Raw genomic sequence first — 16,075 nt, forward strand, 5'->3', positions numbered from 1 at the left:
TTCGGGGTGTTGAACAAATAGACTGCTTAATGTACCGCGTTGCGGGGGATCAGGCAAATGCAAAGCCGGCAAATTGGGGCCGAATGCGGGGATTGCGCAACGGTGGCGCGGGATGGGAGGGGGGCCCGCGCTGCTTGCTGCCCAGGCAGCGGCGCCGGCATGAGTTGAACGGGCAGCCTGGACGGGCGCTGGCATGGCTATAGGCGCCTTAGCCGCAGCGTCGCAGTTGGCTGTTCAGCAGGCGCGCCGCTTCACGGCGCCAGGTAGCGGTCGAGCACGCCGCAGATGAACGCAGCGTATCCAGTGGCGTCTACCTGGTAAGTGGTGTACTTGCGCCGCTTGAGATACCAATCCTGCATCATGGCTTTGCACAGGGCGGCCAGCAAGCCCGCATCGACAGCGCGGAAGACGCCGGCGGCCATGCCGTCGGCGATGATATCCCGCAGAATGCCTTCCACCTCGAGTTCGACTGCGATGGCCTCTTTTTTGTGGGGCTCGGGCAGGTTTTTCGCCTCCATGAAGGAAAAATAAAACCAGGGCTGCAGCAATTCGCTCAGGTAGACGTGAGCCTTGATGCCCGCGTGCAAGCGTTCGCACGGGTCGGCGATATTTTGCGTGTAGTCGAGCAGCGTGCGCCGCGTAAGATGGATGCCGTGATGCTGGATCAGATAGATGAGATCTTCCTTGCCGCGGATATACGCATACAGGCCGCCTATGCTCATACCGGTGTCGGCGGACAGATCACGCAGCGACATCGCATGAAAACCATTGCGGCGGGTAAGCTTGAGGGTCGAATCGATGATGCGCACCAGGTTGCGTACTGCAACGTGCTCCTTCTTGATGCGGATAAGGTCGGGATTCTGACGGTACAACGCGCGGCAGATCTCCGTCTGCGACAGGCTCAGACCGGCCTTGAATGACTCGAAATCACCGATCATCGGCAAACACTCCGGCAAAACATAGGCGATACGCGGGACGCAAGGAATACGGAAAGCAGCAAAACCGCAATAAATGCGAAAGAACGAAAGTTTACGGGAAGAAGCGCACCAGATGCGCCGTTACGAGAAGAGGCGCGCCAGATGCCCTCCTGAATGACGCTGATCGCTGGTCTGGCGCACGTATGACCCGCTCGCGTAATCGGGCCGGACACGAATAGGCTCGCGGCGCTAGACCGAAAGATAGCGCTGCTGTGTTTCCGTGTCGGCACGCAGGGCCTCGCTGCTGGCCTCATGCACCACCCTGCCCTTTTCCAGGATATAGGCGCGGCGCGCGTGGCGCAGCGCAAAGTGCACGCTCTGGTCGGTGAACAAAATCGTTGTGGTCTTGGCCAACTCGTCGATCAGCGCGCCGATCTGCCTGACGATGACTGGTGCGAGGCCTTCGTTGGGCTCGTCCAGCAGCAACAGGCGCGGTTCGCTCATGAGCGAACGGGCCACCGCCAGCATCTGCTGCTGGCCGCCCGACAGTGTGCCGCCGTCCTGGTTGGCCAGCTCGGCCAGCATGGGATACTGATCGAAAATGCGTTCCACTGTCCATGAGCCTGAGGCATCAGAGCGCCGGTACTGGCCGACTTCCAGGTTTTCGCGCACCGTCAGCGTGGGAAAAATGCGGCGGTCTTCGGGCACCAGGCCAATGCCGCGGCGGGCGATGCGGTAGGCCGGCAGCCCGGCGACCTCTTTACCGCAAAAGGCGATGCTGCCTTCGCGCGGGGGCGTCAGTCCGATGATGCTGCGCAGCGTGGTGCTTTTACCTGCCCCGTTGCGCCCCAGCAGGCATACGATCTCGCCCTCTTCCAGGTGCAGAGACACGCCCTGCAGGGCATGGCTTTCGCCGTAATAAGTGTGGATATCCCTGACTTCCAGCATTATGCCTGCCCTCCCAAGTCTTCGTCGGCATCGCCCAGATAGGCCCGCCGCACGTCGGGGTGCGCCCGGACCTCTTCGGGCGTACCAAGCGCCAGTTTTCGGCCACGGTGCATTACCAGAATGCGGTCGGCCAGCCCGAACACCACGTGCATGTCGTGCTCAGTGACCAGAAAGGTATAGTCGCCACTTTGGGATAGCGATTTCACCAGCGCCATCACGCGATGGGTTTCATCGGGCGTCATGCCCGCGGTAGGTTCGTCCAGCAGCACAAGGTGCGGGCGGGTGGCAAGCACCACCGCAATCTCGACCAGACGCTTGTCGCCGTAGCTGATCACCCCCGCCCGTTGGCTGGAGAGCTCCGATAACGACAACCGCTCGATCAATGCGTCGGCCTCTTTGCGGGCCGACGCGTTGCGCGAGGCCAGATTGAACCAGCGCTTACCCTCGCCGCGTCGCGCGGTCACCGCCACTTCGACGTTCTCGCGCACGGTCATCTCATTGAAAATATTGTTTATCTGGAAGGATCGCGAGATGCCCAGCCGGCTGATCTGATGAGCGGGCATGCCGGTGATGTCTCGCCCATCGAAGTGGATGCGGCCCGCGCTTGGCTGCATGCGGCCCGACAGCAGGTTGTAAAACGTGGTCTTGCCCGCGCCATTGGGGCCGATGATGGCCAGTGTTTCGTGGCGGTTGACGTCGAGGTCGATGCCAGACACAGCGGCCACGCCGCCGAACTGCTTGCCCAGCCCCGATACCCGCAGAATTGGTTCGGCCATAATGGGTTCAGCCATGATTGCCCCCGGTCATTTGCGCGCCTGCGCCCAGTCGAGCAGCGTGCCAAGCACCCCGCGGCGAAAAAACATTACCATCAGCGCCAGGATGATGCCCAGCACCAGCATCCAGGCCTGCGTGACACTGGTGATCCATGTTTCGAGCAGTACGAACATACCGGCGCCAAAGAAAGGGCCAAGGAAATAGCCGCTTCCGCCAAGGATAGTCATCAACACCGGCTCGGCGGACATGGACCAATGCACCAACTCGGGGCTGGCGATACGCAAAAATGGCGCCATCAGCCCGCCCGCCAGGCCGGCAAAGGCGCCCGCAATCGTGAAGGCGGCAAGCCGGTAGGCGCGCACGTTGACGCCGCAGAATGCGACACGCTCGGGATTTTGGCGTATTGCACGCAAAATCAAGCCAAAGGATGAGCGGCAGATACGGTACAACACCGCGGCGGCCAGCACGACCAGCACCAGTACCACATGGTAGTAGACACTGGGATTACCCAGCGCCAGATCCATCCCCAGCCCGAGCGACCCGACGGTAAAGCCAGCAATACCGTCGCTGCCGTTGGTCACCGAGCGCCATTGATGAACGACACCGAAAACCATCATGCCGAAGGCCAGCGTGAGCATCGCGAAATAAACTTCGTTCAGGCGCACACTGAAGAAACCGATGATGAGCGCCAGCACAGCACCGGCCGCGACGGATGCGACCAGACAGGCCAGCAGCGGCCATTGCCAGGACTGCAGCAGCATGGCCGTGGCATACGCACCTACGCCAAAGAAAGCAGCATGCCCGAAACTGAGCATGCCGGTATAGCCGAAGACCAGATTGAAACTGGCAGCGAACAGACCCAGGATCAGTATCTCAGTGGCGATGAAGATGTAGAAATAAGGCGCGATCCAGGGTACGGCGACCAGCAGCGCAAGCATGGCGGCAAGCAAAGCCACATTGACGGTAGTTTTCACAGCGACGCCCTCCTTCCCATGAGACCATGCGGCTTGAGCAGCAGCACTATGGCCATGCCCACGAAGGGCAGTACCAGATTCACTTCCGGCATATAGCGCCCGCCCAGGCCATGTATCAGCCCCAATACGATTGCGCCCATCAGCGCACCTGGAAAACTGCCCAGCCCGCCAATCACCACCACGATAAAGCTCTCGATGATGACCTTGTCGCCCATGCCGGGGTCGATGGCGCGCATGGGTGCCGCCACAACACCAGCCAACGCCGCCAGCCATGCGCCAAAGGCAAAGACGCCAGTGATCACCAGCCGTGTGTTGATGCACAGCACCTGCGCCATTTCCCTGTCCAGCGCCGCTGCGCGCATGATTTTGCCCACGCGCGTACGATTGAACAACAGCCATAGGCCAGCCAGCGACACCAGCCCCACCCCGACCACGAACAGGCTGTAGACCGGATACGAGATGCCGCCCGGCAGCATCATAGTGCCGCGCAGCAGCGCGGGTGGATCGACCACATGGATACCGGTCCCCCAGATCATGCGAACTGACTCGTTGATGATCAGCAGCAGCGCAAACGTCAGCAACAGGCTGTCGGTGACTTCGCGTTGATATACAAAGCGCAGCATGGCGCGGTCGATCACCACGGCAAGCGCCGCCACTACCGGCGGCGCAGCCAGCAGTGTGAGCCAGAACGGCCAGCCCAGCACAGCAATGCAGCTATAGGCAAGATACGCCCCCACCATGTACAGCGCGCCATGCGCGAAGTTGATGACATTCAACACGCCGAAGACGATATTCAGACCGACGGCAATGACGAACAGCAACAGCCCGATATCGAGGCTGTTGAGCAAAGCCAGACCCAGACTGCTCATGGGAACTCCAGAAAAGGTTGGCGGCGCGCCAACTTGCACCTCGGAACGGCCCGCCGGCAAGATTGCGCCAGGCAGGTCGCACGAAAATGGACGTACCAGGCAGCGGCTCGCAACCCGATCAACGCTGGCACGCCCGGCTGCGGCAGGGGACAATCAACACACTATTGCGCCCCACCGCCCGCGGACGCGCACACCTGCGCTACAGCTTGCAGGCAGAATCGGGGGCCGGCGTGATCTTGTTGCCGTCGAAGTTCCGCACCTTGGTGAGCGAACGGATTTTGTCTTCTGTATTCATGGCGCCGGTCAGCCCCCAGGTCGGCCCGATCAGCGCCTGGTTGTCTTCCTTGCGGAAGGTCAAGCCGCCGGTGGGCGCGGACACAGTCAGACCGGACAGCGCCTTGGCAACGGCATCGCCGTCCACTGAACCTGCTTTTTCGATGGCGGCCTTGAACACATGAACGGCCATGTAAGCCCCCTCGGCGTTATAGCTGGGCGGCACGCCATAGGCTTTTTTGTAGGCCTGCACGAACTTCTTGTTCAGATCATTGTCGTGCGAGGCGTACCAGTAGCGCGTACCCAGCCAGACGCCTTCCGGCATTTGGTCGCCAAGCGCGGCCAGTACTTCGGTTGCCGCACCTACCGACATCAGCACCTGGAAACCCTGCTTGAAAAAGCCGCGGTCATTGGCTTGGCGTACGAAGTTGACCAAGTCGCCGCCCCACAGCGAAATGAGCACGCCATCCGGCTTGCTCGCCATGACGCTGTTGATGAAGGGGGTGAAGTCTTCAGCGCCAAAACGCGGAAACGCCACCTCGCTCATCAACTCGACATCGGGCTTCTGCTCCTTGAGGTATTTGCTGAAAAACTCCCAGGACTGATGGCCGAAGGCGTAGTCAGGCCCGATAGTGGTCCATTTGCGGGCGCCCGAGCCGGCCGCGATCGCCGCCGCACCTGCCATGTTCTGGTTAACGTTGACACTCAGCCGATATGTGTACTTGTTGCACAGCTTTCCGGTCACGTCGGGCGTGGCTGCGTGCGTGATCATGAAAGGCTTGCGCAACTCGGGTACGACCGGGGCCAGCCCCTGCGCTACACCAGAGCTGTCCAGCCCCATGAGCACGTCGGCCTTGTCCTGGAACACGAGCTTGCGCGCCGCCTGGATGGCAACGGCGGCCTTGCCTTGCCCGTCTTCCAGCTGCACCGCGAGCTTACGGCCCAGGACGCCGCCGCTGTTATTGATTTCGTCGATGGCCAGATCAATGCCTTGCTGGGCGAACTTGCCATAACTGGCCGCACTGCCCGACATGATGTAGATAGCCCCGATGCGTATGGGCTCTTGCGCCGCGCGCGCCGGCGTGGCCGCCAGCGCCGCAGCACTGGCCAGCACGGCCAGCGAAACCTGGAATGAAGTGCGCATAGATGGGCGCGCCGATACGTGAGTGGATACACGAACCACTGATGCCGCTAGCCTGAACATGTCTGTCTCCTTTTATATTTTGGTAATACAAGAGCATGATGCTTATACGACTGTGCTGCGTTCCAACTGTGTTGCAATCCGGCGTTGTTGCGGCCTAACCGCGATGATGCCTTGCCCCGCCGCCGGCAGCGGGATGACGCGGATGGCCCTGCACCGCGACCTCAAGCCTGCCTGAGGCTATCGCGCAGCACGTTCTTGCGGATTTTTCCGGTAGACGTCTTGGGCAAGGGGCCGAAGATTATTTTGCGTGGTGCCTTGAAGGATGCCATGTTTGCCTTGCAGAAGGCAATCACGGCGGCTTCGTCGACCGCGCTCGCGGTGTCGCGCAAGGTGACGAAGGCGCAGGGCGTTTCGCCCCATTTGTCGTCAGCCATGGCAACCACGGCCGCTTCCAGGATGGCCGGATGGCGGTACAGCACCTCTTCGACCTCCTGGCTGGAAATGTTCTCGCCACCCGAGATGATGATGTCTTTGGCGCGGTCCTTGACCTCTACATAGCCATCGTCGTGCATCACCGCCAAGTCGCCGGTGTGGAACCAGCCGTCGCGAAAGGCCTCGCGCGTCGCCGCCTCGTTTTTCAAATAGCCTTTCATCAGCGTGTTGCCGCGCATCAGCATCTCGCCCATGGTCTGCCCGTCGGCGGGCGCCAGCGTACCGGCATCGGACCCCGCCACAGCCACTTGGCCGATCGCGTGCAGCCCCACGCCCTGGCGCGCCATCTTCAATGCCAGCGCCTCGATGGGGAGGCCGTCCCATTCGAGTTGGCGCACGCATAGCGTGGACGGGCCGTACGATTCGGTCAAGCCATACAGGTGGGTAATGTCGAAGCCCACCTCGCGCCCGTTCCTGATCACCGTGCTGGGCGGCGCTGCGCCGCCCACCGCGAACTGTACGGCGCTGCCCAGGCGCCGCCCCGCCTGGTGAAAGTCGTTGACCAGCATATTGAGCACAATAGGGGCACCGCACATATGGGTGACGCGGTGGCTTTCGATGCGCGCCAGCACCGCGTCGGCCGTTACTTTGCGAAGACATACGTGAGTGCCGCCTACCGCCGTCACGGCCCAAGTGTATGACCAGCCATTGCAATGGAACATGGGCAAGGTCCACAGGTACACCGCGGCGGCGGTCATTTCCATGGCCATGGCATTGCTCATGGCAGCCAGGTAGGCGCCGCGATGGTGATAGACCACGCCTTTTGGATTGCCCGTGGTGCCTGAGGTGTAGTTGAGGGTGATGGCATCCCATTCATCACGTATATCCACCGGCACGAACGCTGTGTCGCCCGCCGCACAGAGCGCCTCGTACTCGTGCTGCGCCAGGCCTTGCGTTGGGCCGGCATCGCGCTCAATCGCCACCAAAAGCGGCGCATCGTCCATGCCTTGCGTCACAGCGCGCACCAAAGCCTCGAACTCCGTGTCGTAGAACAGGATGCGCGATTCGGCATGCACCAGGATGAATCGCAGCGTGTCTGCGTCCAACCGTGTATTCAGCGCATTGAGCACCGCTCCGGCCGTGGGCACAAAATAATGCCCCTCCAGCAACTCATGGCTGTTGTGACACAACATCGATACGGTGTCACCTCGACCTATGCCGTGCCGCGCCAGCACGCTGGCCATGGCCTTGCAGCGGGCCAGGAGATCAAGGTAGGTGAACGCACCATCGTCATCGATGACTGCCACCTTGCCGGGGAAGATATGCGCGGAACGCTCGAGAAAAGACAGTGGCGTGAGGCTGGCATAGTTGGCGGAGTTCCGATCCAGCCCCAGCTCGTATTTGTTGGCCACGTATTGGCCGCTCTTATGCTTATCGCCCATATGCCGCCCTCATCGCGTTGGATACTTGGGGTTGCTGATCTTGAGCCTGGCCAGCGTGACCGCGCGCAACAGCGCGCGCAGGCGCACATCATCTTCGGCAGGGATGGCGCGCGCACGGATGCGCCGGGCCAACAGCCGCTCCGGCTCCGCATCGGCGGCATCGACCAGGCCGACGTCCTTGCCCTGCGCTGTGCCGCCGGCGCCATGGTTGTCGATGGCAGGCGCACCCGGCTGATCGGCCACGCCCGCGCCTGCCCCCACGAACGCTGCATACATGCGCTGCTCCGCGAGCGCCCACTCGGCCACAGGCGCCAGCTCGCGCCCCGCGATGGCCATGGCGTTGGCAATCATCAGCACATCGTAGCGCTGTTCTTCTGGCAAGGCCGGCAGAATCGTATCGAGCAGGGTGCGCCGCGCAACCGCAAGCAGCGCCCCGGCATCGGGTCGCAAACTCATGTGAAACTCCCCATGTCATCGATCTGGGCAAGAATATCGTGCTCGATCTCGGGCAACAGGCGCCCCGTAAGCGCCAGTTCAAGGGAGGACTGCTCGCCGGAAATGTGCCGCTGGGCCTGCTGCAATGCAATGACCGCCCAGCGCGCCATGCCCATCACCTCCCAGTACAGGATACAGCGCGGATCCACCTTGCGCCCACCGGCCTGCTCGTAGGCACCGAACAAGTCTTGCTTATGGCCGATGCCGCCCACTTCCTTGTCAAAGCCGCCAAAGCGCCAACTGCGTGCACACAGCCAGCCCAGGTCTTCGTACGGATCGCTCCATGCGGCGAACTCCCAATCGAGTATGCCAGTTACCCGCCCGTTGTCCACCATATAGTTGCCGGTGCGAAAGTCGCCATGACAAAGCACCCGCGGCGTCGGCCCGGGCGCATTGTCTTCCAGCCAGTTCAATGCATATTCAAGCACCGGGTGTGGATCAGGCAGCACATCAAGCGCCCTTCTCAGCGCTGTGATGCGCGACAATGCCGGCGGCGCATCCGGCAATGGCAAGAACGCCAGCCGAGGCTGCGGCGGCAACACCCTGTGCAGCCGAGCCAGCTCCTGCCCGAGTTGGCGCACCAGCGCGGCAGCCTGCTCGGGGGCCACGCCACCGCGCACCAGCGTGCGGCCCGACGCCACGCCGCGCACGCGCGCCATGACACAGAACGGCGCACCGATCAGGCTGGCGTCGTCGCATGCCCACAGCGGCTTCGGGACAGTGACGCCGGCTTCATAAGCAGCCTGCAGCACCGCAAACTCCTGGGCCCGCGTCATGCTTGCATCAACCTTGGACGGCGCATCGCTGCGCACCACGACCTCGAGACACCCCGGATACTCGCCGCCCTCGCACTCCAGCGTCAGCGCGTAATTGCTTTGGATGGCGCCGCCCGACAGTTGCGCGAAATCCCGCACCCGCGCCGCACGTGCACCGCAACGAGCGCGAATATATTCCGCCAGTACGTACGCATGCGTCGACAGTGCACTCATCTCAGCCCCATTGCCAGAAATCAGCGCCTTCCTTGATGAGGTTGCGCGACAACACCATCTTGTGGATTTCGGATGCGCCATCCACCAGCCGCGCCTGCCGCGCGTAGCGGTAGATCCATTCCAGCGGCGTGTCGCGCGAATAGCCGCGGGCGCCGCAAAGCTGGATGGCGGTATCGACCGCCTTGTGCAGGGTGTCGGCCACCACGACCTTGGCCATGGACACTTCTTTGCGCGCGAAGTCGCCCTGATCCAGCTTCCACGCCGCGTGCATGGTCAGCAACCGACCCGTCTGGATCGCCATGGCTGCCTCACCCAGCATCCACTGCACGCCTTCGTGGTCCGCAAGACGGGCGCCAAACGATTCACGGTGCGACACGTACTCCGACGCGATCTCCAGCGACCGCTTGGACAAGCCCAGCCAGCGCATGCAGTGCGTGAGCCTGGCCGGCCCGAGGCGGATCTGCGTCAGCTTCAAGCCATCGCCCACTTCCATCAAGCGGTTTTCGTCCGGAATCACCATGTCGTGAAAGCGCAGCTCGCAGTGGCCGCCATGTTCCTCGGGCCCCATGATGGGGATGCGGCGCACGATTTCCCAGCCCGGGTCGTCCTTGTGAAAAAGAAAGGCACTGAGCCCTTTGCGCGTGTCATCCGACGTCCGTGCGATCAGGATGAAGTGCGATGCCGCACCCGCGCCTGTGATGAAATGCTTGTGGCCGTTGACGATCCAGTTGCGGCCATCGCGCACGGCCGTCGTGCGCATCATGGCAGGATCAGACCCCGAGCCGGGCGCCGGTTCGGTCATGACAAAAGACGACCTTACCGTGCCATCAACGATGGGCTGCAGCCAGCGTGCCTTCTGTTCCGGCGTGGCTACTTTGTTCAGGACCATCATGTTGCCGTCGTCGGGCGCGGCGCTGTTAAAGACAACCGGCCCGAAAATCGAACGGTTCATTTCTTCATAGCAGGCGGCCATCTCGTTGATGGAGAAGCCCTGCCCACCTCTTTCGGTGGGCATCTGCAGGCTCCACAGCCCCTGCCCGCGTGCCGTGTCCTGCATGCGCAAAAGCAGCCCAGGCTCGATGTTTTCGTGCTCATCGAAGGACGCGGCATCCGCTTCCAGCGGAATCAACTGTTCATCGACAAATCGGCGGATACGGCGGCGCATGTCGTCGGCCCGCGCTGAGAGTGTGAAATCCATGCCTTTCCGGCTCCTGTTTCAGAAACTGCTTCGTGGATGAGTTACCTGCTTGCTGCTTGCTGCTTGCTGCTTGCTGGCGAACTTCAGTTTGCGTGCTGCCCGCGATCTGTCTACTGCCTGCTATACGGCATATACGCGCATCGCGCATCGCGCACATATACCTTGTGTAGCCAGTGGCGCTCGGCCTACAGTGTCGACTGTAGATGGCCGCCATCGACCACCACCGAACTGCCTGTCATGTATCGCCCCGCATCGGATGCCAGCAGCAAAAGTGCGCCGTCCAGATCGCCAGGCTGCCCCAAACGCCGTTGCGGGACACGCCGGATGAGCGCCTGGCCCGGCTCCGACGCAAAGAACTCGCGATTCAAGTCAGTTTCGACATAGCCCGGCGCCAAGGCATTGACGCGTATGCCATGGCGCGCCCACTCCAGCGCAAGCGCCCGAGTCATTTGTTCCAGCCCCGCCTTAGAGACGGTATAGGGCAACACACCACCTGCCACACGGTGGCCCAGAATCGATGAGACGTTGATAATCGCACCGGGCCGCCCTGCCTTGACCAAGCGCCGGGCCACCTGGCTGGCCACAATCCAACAGCCCTTCAAATTGACATCCATTACCTGCTGCCAGTCGTCGAGCCGCAGCGACAGCGCGTTGCCGGTAACCGTTGCGCCGGCATTGCAGACCGCGATATCCACCGGGCCCAGCGTAGATTCGACGTCATCGAGACAGGCGCTAAACGATTCCTCGCAGGTGACATCGGCTGAAACGGGATGGGCCTGGATGCCCTGGGCCACCAGCGTATCGGCCAGCGTCCGCAACGGGTCGAGCCTGCGCCCCACAAGCGCCACCCGCGCACCCGCCGCCCCCAGCACTTGGGAAAACCGTGTGCCGAGCCCGCCAGCCGCGCCAGTAACGAGCGCAGTCTTGCCTTTCAGGCTGAATAGTTCGTTCATGATTTGTCTCCCCGATCAATTATAGAACGATCGTTCGTTTTTTTCAATAATCGCCCCAAGAGGCATTTTTTGAACCCTTCGACCAAACCGGGGCGCCGGGCCGTATGCGCCGTGCTAATGTCTAGGCTTCGCGACCCCTCTGATCACCACCATGGTGTACCGCCTGCCCGAACTCCAGCGCTTTTTCTACAGCCACTATTTTTTCGGTGGGCTGCGCCAGGCAATCGGTGTGCTGCTTCCCGCCTTGGTAATCGGCGCGATGATGCAGCATTTCCTGGCTGGGGTCATCGCCTCGATTGGCGCAGCCTGCGTTGCGGTCATCGATCAGCCGGGCGGGCCGCGGCGCTATGGGCGAAATGGCATGCTGGCAGCCTTGCTGCTGGGGTCGGTTTCGTCGCTTGTGACTGGCTTGGCGTCTTCCCATAGCCTGGTGCTGTGGTTTGTCGTACCGGCGCTTACCTTCACGTTTTCCATGTTCACGGTGTTTGGCAAGCATGGCGGCCTGTTGGGTTTCGCCTGCTTGCTGATCATGGCGCTGACCCTGCGCGAGCCGCTTGCCCCCCAGGCAGTGCTGGCCCATACGGCCTACTCATTCCTGGGCGGTCTGTTCTATTTGTTGTACAGCCTGCTCATACACCGGCTGTTCTGGCACCGGGAAGCTCAACAAACCCTGTCCTCCGCCCTGTTTGCCACAGCCGACTACATGCGTGTGCGCTCGCAGTTCTACGACATCAACGAAGACCTCGAAACCAGCTATCGGCAATTAGTGCATGCTCAGGCCTCAATGACAGACCAGCATCAGGCCGCACGCGATATGGTGCTGCGTGAGCTGCCGCGGGGCGAACGGCGTGCCGATCGCCTGCGCGGGCGCCTGTTGAATGTGTTCATCGACATGGTGGCGCTGCTCGACACGCTGGTGGCCACGCATACCGACTACGCCACACTGCGGCGCAGCCTGCCCGAGAGCGACGTGCTGCTGTTTGCGCGCGACGCGTTGCGCAAACTTGCCCGCTTTATATCAGTGCAGGCGCTCAATATCGCCCGCAACCGCGCCACGCCCGAACGCAGCAGCGTCAAGGCGGAAATGCGCGCCATCGAATACGAACTCGAAAACTACAAACGCGATGGCATGGCCGAAAATAGCCCGGAAATCTATGCGTTGCTGGTGCAGATATTGCGTCGGCTGCGCAATGCATCGCGGCTGGTAGACCGCATGGCCGAACACATGCGCGGCGAAGGTAGTACACAGCTCGTGGACGCGCGCCTGGAAAGCTCCCTAAACCGCTTCCTGCAGCGCAAGAAATGGCGGCTGGGCATGCTAACCAGCAACCTGCGCATGGATTCACCGCATTTCCGATATGCGGTGCGTGTCTCGGCCGCCACCCTTGTGGCCCTGACGCTGTCGGCAGTGATCAGCACACTGTTTGCCAAGGAAGGTGTTAACCAGGCCCTCAGCGGGCACAGCTACTGGATCATCCTGACTATATTTGTCGTGATGAAGCCGGGCTATGCGCTGACACGCCAGCGCAACGGCTGGCGGCTCACGGGCACACTGCTCGGCTGTGCCATCGCCCTGCTGCTGTTCTCGCTCACCGACAACCCGCAGGCCTACTTCGCAATTATGATCGTCACTTGCGTGCTGGGCTACAGCCTGATTCAGGTGAATTTCATGCTTGCGGCCCTGTTCAATACGATATTCGTGCTGCTCGTTTTCCACTTCATCTCGCCAAACTCAAGCCTGGTGATCGGCGAGCGCCTGATCGACACACTGTTAGGCTGCGCGATCGCCCTGCTTTGCAGTTATATCCTGCCATGGTGGGAATACAACTTCATGCCATCGCTCGCAGCGGCACTGCGCCGCGCCAACATCGAGTTTTTGAACGCGGGCATCGAGTATGCACGCCTTAGCCGCGACCAGGCCGTCGCCGGCCAGCCACAGCCGGCCCTGGAAACAGCCCAGCATGATGCGGAAATGCGCTGGCGCGTTGCACGCAAGAACGTGCACATCGCCTTCGGAAACTTTGCGGCGGCGTTCTATCGCATGATGGACGAACCCGTACGACGCCAGCGCAATGTGCCTGAATTGAACCATCTGCTCATACAGAACCATGTGCTGGCGCTGCAGATTACGTCGGCCATCCCCATCCTGGCCAGCCTGCGCACGGTGCCGCCAGGCATCCAGGCGTCGCTAGACGCTATCGCCGCCTATTTGCGCGACGAAAACGCCAGCCCACCAGCCTCCATCGAAACCGAAGGCGAGCTGGCTACGCTCGCCTATCCACTTCGGCAGATGATGAAGGCAGCCGAGCTTATCGGCCATGAAATGCGTGGGCTGAGTGGCGCGACGGCTGAGGCCTGATCAGGCCTCAGCGCGGCGGAACACCATCCGGTCGGGTGTGGACTGATCCGGCGCGTACGCATAGCCCTCGCTGTCAAAGCCGCTAAGCGCTTCGGGCTTGTCGACGCGGTGATCGATAATGTAGCGTGCCATCAGGCCGCGAGCCCGCTTGGCATGAAAACTGATCACTTTCCAGACACCATTCTTGGCGTCCTGGAATACACATTGCACCACACGCGCATCCAGCGTCTGGCGGTCCACTGCCTTGAAATATTCTTCCGACGCCAGATTCAGCAGCACACGGCTGCTCTTGCCGCGCGCCGGCAGCGCATCTAGGCGCTCGTTGAGGTAAGCGGCAATGGTGCCGCCCCAGAAGTCGTATAAGTTTTCGCCCTTGGCTGTCGCCAACCGCGTCCCCATCTCGAGCCGGTAGGGCCGCATCAAATCCAGCGGGCGCAAGACGCCATACAGGCCGCTCAACAATGCGACGTGATCCTGCGCCCATTTCAGCTTGGCATCGGAGAGCGTCGCCGCATTCAGGCCCTCGTATACGTCGCCGTTGAACGCCAGAATAGCCTGGCGAGCGTTGCTCAGTGTGAACTCGGGCTTCCATGCCGCATAGCGCTCGGCATTCAATTGCGCCAACGCATCGCTGAGCTTCATCAGGGTGGCGATGTCCGACGCCGACTTTTTCTTGAGCACCTTGATGAGCTCGGCGGCCTGTGGCACGAACTGCGGCTGCGTATGCAGCGTCGTGCGCACCGGCGAGTCATAGTCCAGCTTCTTGGCCGGAGAAAGTACCAACAGCATGCTTGTGTATTCCTGTAATCCTGTTGAGTCGTCATCAACGAATCGCGGCACCGAGCAGCACCGCGTTGGCTCGTTGCGTGTATTTCAGCCGCTGAAGCGGCGGCCCTCCAGGCCGGCTGCTTCCGCCCCTTCTCGGCCTTAGCGCGCCGTCCAGCCGCCGTCCAGCGTGAGCGTGGTGCCCGTCATCTGGTCAGCCGCCTCGGATGTGAGGAACACTGCGGCGCCGGCCAGTTGTTGGGGCGTGACGAACTGCAGCGACGGCTGCTTTTCTGACAGCAACTCACGCGCGGCCGCCTCGATATCCACGCCGCGCTCTTTCGCCAGCGCCTCGATCTGCCGCTCGACCAAGGCAGTACGCACCCAGCCCGGACAGATCGCATTGCACGTGACGCCATTGCCAGCATTTTCGAGCGCCGTGACTTTAGTGAGGCCAACCACACCGTGCTTGGCCGCCACATAGGCGGACTTGTGCGCCGACGCCACCAGACCGTGCGCCGACGCGATGTTAATAATGCGGCCCCAACCCTGCTTCTTCATATACGGCAGTGCGGCCGCAGTGCCATGGAATACCGCCGACAGGTTCAGCGCAATGATGGCGTCCCACTTGTCGATCGGAAAATCTTCGATCAGATCCGTATGCTGGATGCCGGCGTTGTTGACCAGGATGTCCAGCCCTCCCAGCTTGCCAGCAGCCTCCGCAATAAATGCGCGCGTACCCGCCGCTTGGGAAAGATCAGCATTGAGGTAATAAACCTTGACGTCGTACTCCAGTTCGATATTGACGCGCTCTTTTTCGATCGCCTCGGGATCACCGAACCCGTTCAGCACGATATTGGCGCCATTGGATGCCAGTTCACGGGCAATGGCCAGGCCAATCCCGCTGGTGGAACCGGTCACAATCGCATGTTTACCTGTCAGCATGATCTTCCTTTTTCGATAAGTGGTTGAGTGCCGCCTGCGTACGCCGCATAGTTTACCGCTGACCTGTCCGCGGGTTTCATACCAGCAGGATCCAGAGATTCCGGCCTCGGTTGCTAATCCACTATGACCTGTCCGAGCGTTTCCCACCAGCAGAGAACAGAGAGTTGGATCTCGGTGATTACAGATCCAACACATCCGCCCAAGCTGATTTGATTTTTAGAAAAACGCTGCTAGAATAGCGGACTTGCCTGACAGCGTGGCTGCCATCGACCCGGCCCTGCGCATACCTTGCCTAGCACGATAGTAGGCAAAGGCAGCAGGCAAAAGGCCGGCAATGCCAGCCCCACCAGGACAGGTGGCAGAGTGGTCGAATGCGCCGGACTCGAAATCCGGTATACGTTTAGGCGTATCGTGAGTTCGAATCTCACCCTGTCCGCCAGAATATCAAACAAACAAGCGCCTCTCGGGGCGCTTGTTTGTTTTTGCGGCCGCTACGGCGGGCGCCCGGGCCGCCTTACTTGGGCTCTTCCCCACAAACGGGGGATAGGGCATTCATCAGACACGGCTAATCACACCGTTCCAGCCGCACAGGGCCAAG

At 61.4% G+C, this 16,075-nt stretch carries 14 protein-coding genes and 1 tRNA gene; 2 read left to right on the forward strand and 13 right to left on the reverse strand.

What is annotated here, in order from left to right; translation table 11 throughout:
- Positions 1-251 precede the first annotated feature (251 nt).
- From LOL23_RS10225 to LOL23_RS10275, 11 genes are all read right to left on the reverse strand, one after another.
- Positions 252-938 carry a TetR/AcrR family transcriptional regulator gene (locus LOL23_RS10225; protein ID WP_160979534.1) on the reverse strand — a complete coding sequence of 229 codons (687 nt, stop codon included), beginning with the start codon at positions 936-938 and terminating at the stop codon, positions 252-254.
- Between the two features lie 228 nt (positions 939-1,166).
- Entirely contained in the window at positions 1,167-1,868 is a 702-nt protein-coding gene (locus tag LOL23_RS10230) for an ABC transporter ATP-binding protein (RefSeq protein WP_160979993.1), read from the reverse strand.
- A complete protein-coding gene (locus LOL23_RS10235) occupies positions 1,865-2,656 on the reverse strand; it encodes an ABC transporter ATP-binding protein (protein ID WP_237173540.1) in 792 nt (263 codons plus the stop codon). The genes LOL23_RS10230 and LOL23_RS10235 overlap by 4 nt, the downstream gene beginning before the upstream one ends.
- Before the next feature lie 12 nt (positions 2,657-2,668).
- On the reverse strand, positions 2,669-3,613 hold the full coding sequence (locus LOL23_RS10240) for a branched-chain amino acid ABC transporter permease (protein WP_237173541.1): 945 nt from the start codon (positions 3,611-3,613) through the stop codon (positions 2,669-2,671).
- Positions 3,610-4,482 (reverse strand): branched-chain amino acid ABC transporter permease, encoded by an 873-nt coding sequence (locus LOL23_RS10245; RefSeq protein WP_160979532.1) that lies wholly within the window; start codon positions 4,480-4,482, stop codon positions 3,610-3,612. Before LOL23_RS10245 ends, LOL23_RS10240 begins: the two co-directional genes overlap by 4 nt.
- A gap of 199 nt (positions 4,483-4,681) precedes the next feature.
- Entirely contained in the window at positions 4,682-5,899 is a 1,218-nt protein-coding gene (locus LOL23_RS10250; RefSeq protein WP_237173542.1) for an ABC transporter substrate-binding protein, read from the reverse strand.
- A 221-nt stretch (positions 5,900-6,120) separates the two neighbouring features.
- Positions 6,121-7,773 carry an AMP-binding protein gene (locus LOL23_RS10255; protein ID WP_237173543.1) on the reverse strand — a complete coding sequence of 551 codons (1,653 nt, stop codon included), beginning with the start codon at positions 7,771-7,773 and terminating at the stop codon, positions 6,121-6,123.
- A 9-nt stretch (positions 7,774-7,782) separates the two neighbouring features.
- Positions 7,783-8,229, reverse strand: a complete 447-nt coding sequence (locus LOL23_RS10260) for a DUF6285 domain-containing protein (protein ID WP_160979526.1) — start codon at positions 8,227-8,229, stop codon at positions 7,783-7,785.
- Complete coding sequence (locus LOL23_RS10265) at positions 8,226-9,257, reverse strand: phosphotransferase family protein (protein ID WP_160979524.1); 1,032 nt, start codon at positions 9,255-9,257, stop codon at positions 8,226-8,228. Before LOL23_RS10265 ends, LOL23_RS10260 begins: the two co-directional genes overlap by 4 nt.
- 1 nt (position 9,258) lies before the next feature.
- Positions 9,259-10,455, reverse strand: coding sequence for an acyl-CoA dehydrogenase family protein (locus LOL23_RS10270; RefSeq protein WP_160979522.1), 1,197 nt, complete (start codon positions 10,453-10,455; stop codon positions 9,259-9,261).
- A 185-nt stretch (positions 10,456-10,640) separates the two neighbouring features.
- Positions 10,641-11,408, reverse strand: coding sequence for an SDR family NAD(P)-dependent oxidoreductase (locus tag LOL23_RS10275; protein ID WP_160979520.1), 768 nt, complete (start codon positions 11,406-11,408; stop codon positions 10,641-10,643).
- Between the two features lie 151 nt (positions 11,409-11,559).
- Here LOL23_RS10275 and LOL23_RS10280 point away from each other — a divergent pair, with 151 nt between their 5' ends.
- On the forward strand, positions 11,560-13,767 hold the full coding sequence (locus LOL23_RS10280; protein ID WP_160979518.1) for an FUSC family protein: 2,208 nt from the start codon (positions 11,560-11,562) through the stop codon (positions 13,765-13,767).
- Here the strand turns inward: LOL23_RS10280 and yaaA are convergent, their stop codons facing one another.
- Positions 13,768-14,556: a peroxide stress protein YaaA gene (gene yaaA / locus LOL23_RS10285; RefSeq protein ID WP_160979516.1), complete on the reverse strand. Its 789-nt coding sequence runs from the start codon at positions 14,554-14,556 to the stop codon at positions 13,768-13,770.
- A 138-nt stretch (positions 14,557-14,694) separates the two neighbouring features.
- Positions 14,695-15,477 (reverse strand): 3-hydroxybutyrate dehydrogenase, encoded by a 783-nt coding sequence (locus tag LOL23_RS10290; RefSeq protein WP_160979514.1) that lies wholly within the window; start codon positions 15,475-15,477, stop codon positions 14,695-14,697.
- Between the two features lie 349 nt (positions 15,478-15,826).
- Between LOL23_RS10290 and LOL23_RS10295 the strand changes: the two genes are divergently transcribed.
- A tRNA-Ser gene (locus LOL23_RS10295) sits at positions 15,827-15,916 on the forward strand.
- The last annotated feature ends 159 nt before the right edge of the window (positions 15,917-16,075 follow it).

Source organism: Paracandidimonas lactea, assembly GCF_021653995.1.
Classification (GTDB): Bacteria; Pseudomonadota; Gammaproteobacteria; order Burkholderiales; family Burkholderiaceae_B; genus Allopusillimonas; species Allopusillimonas lactea.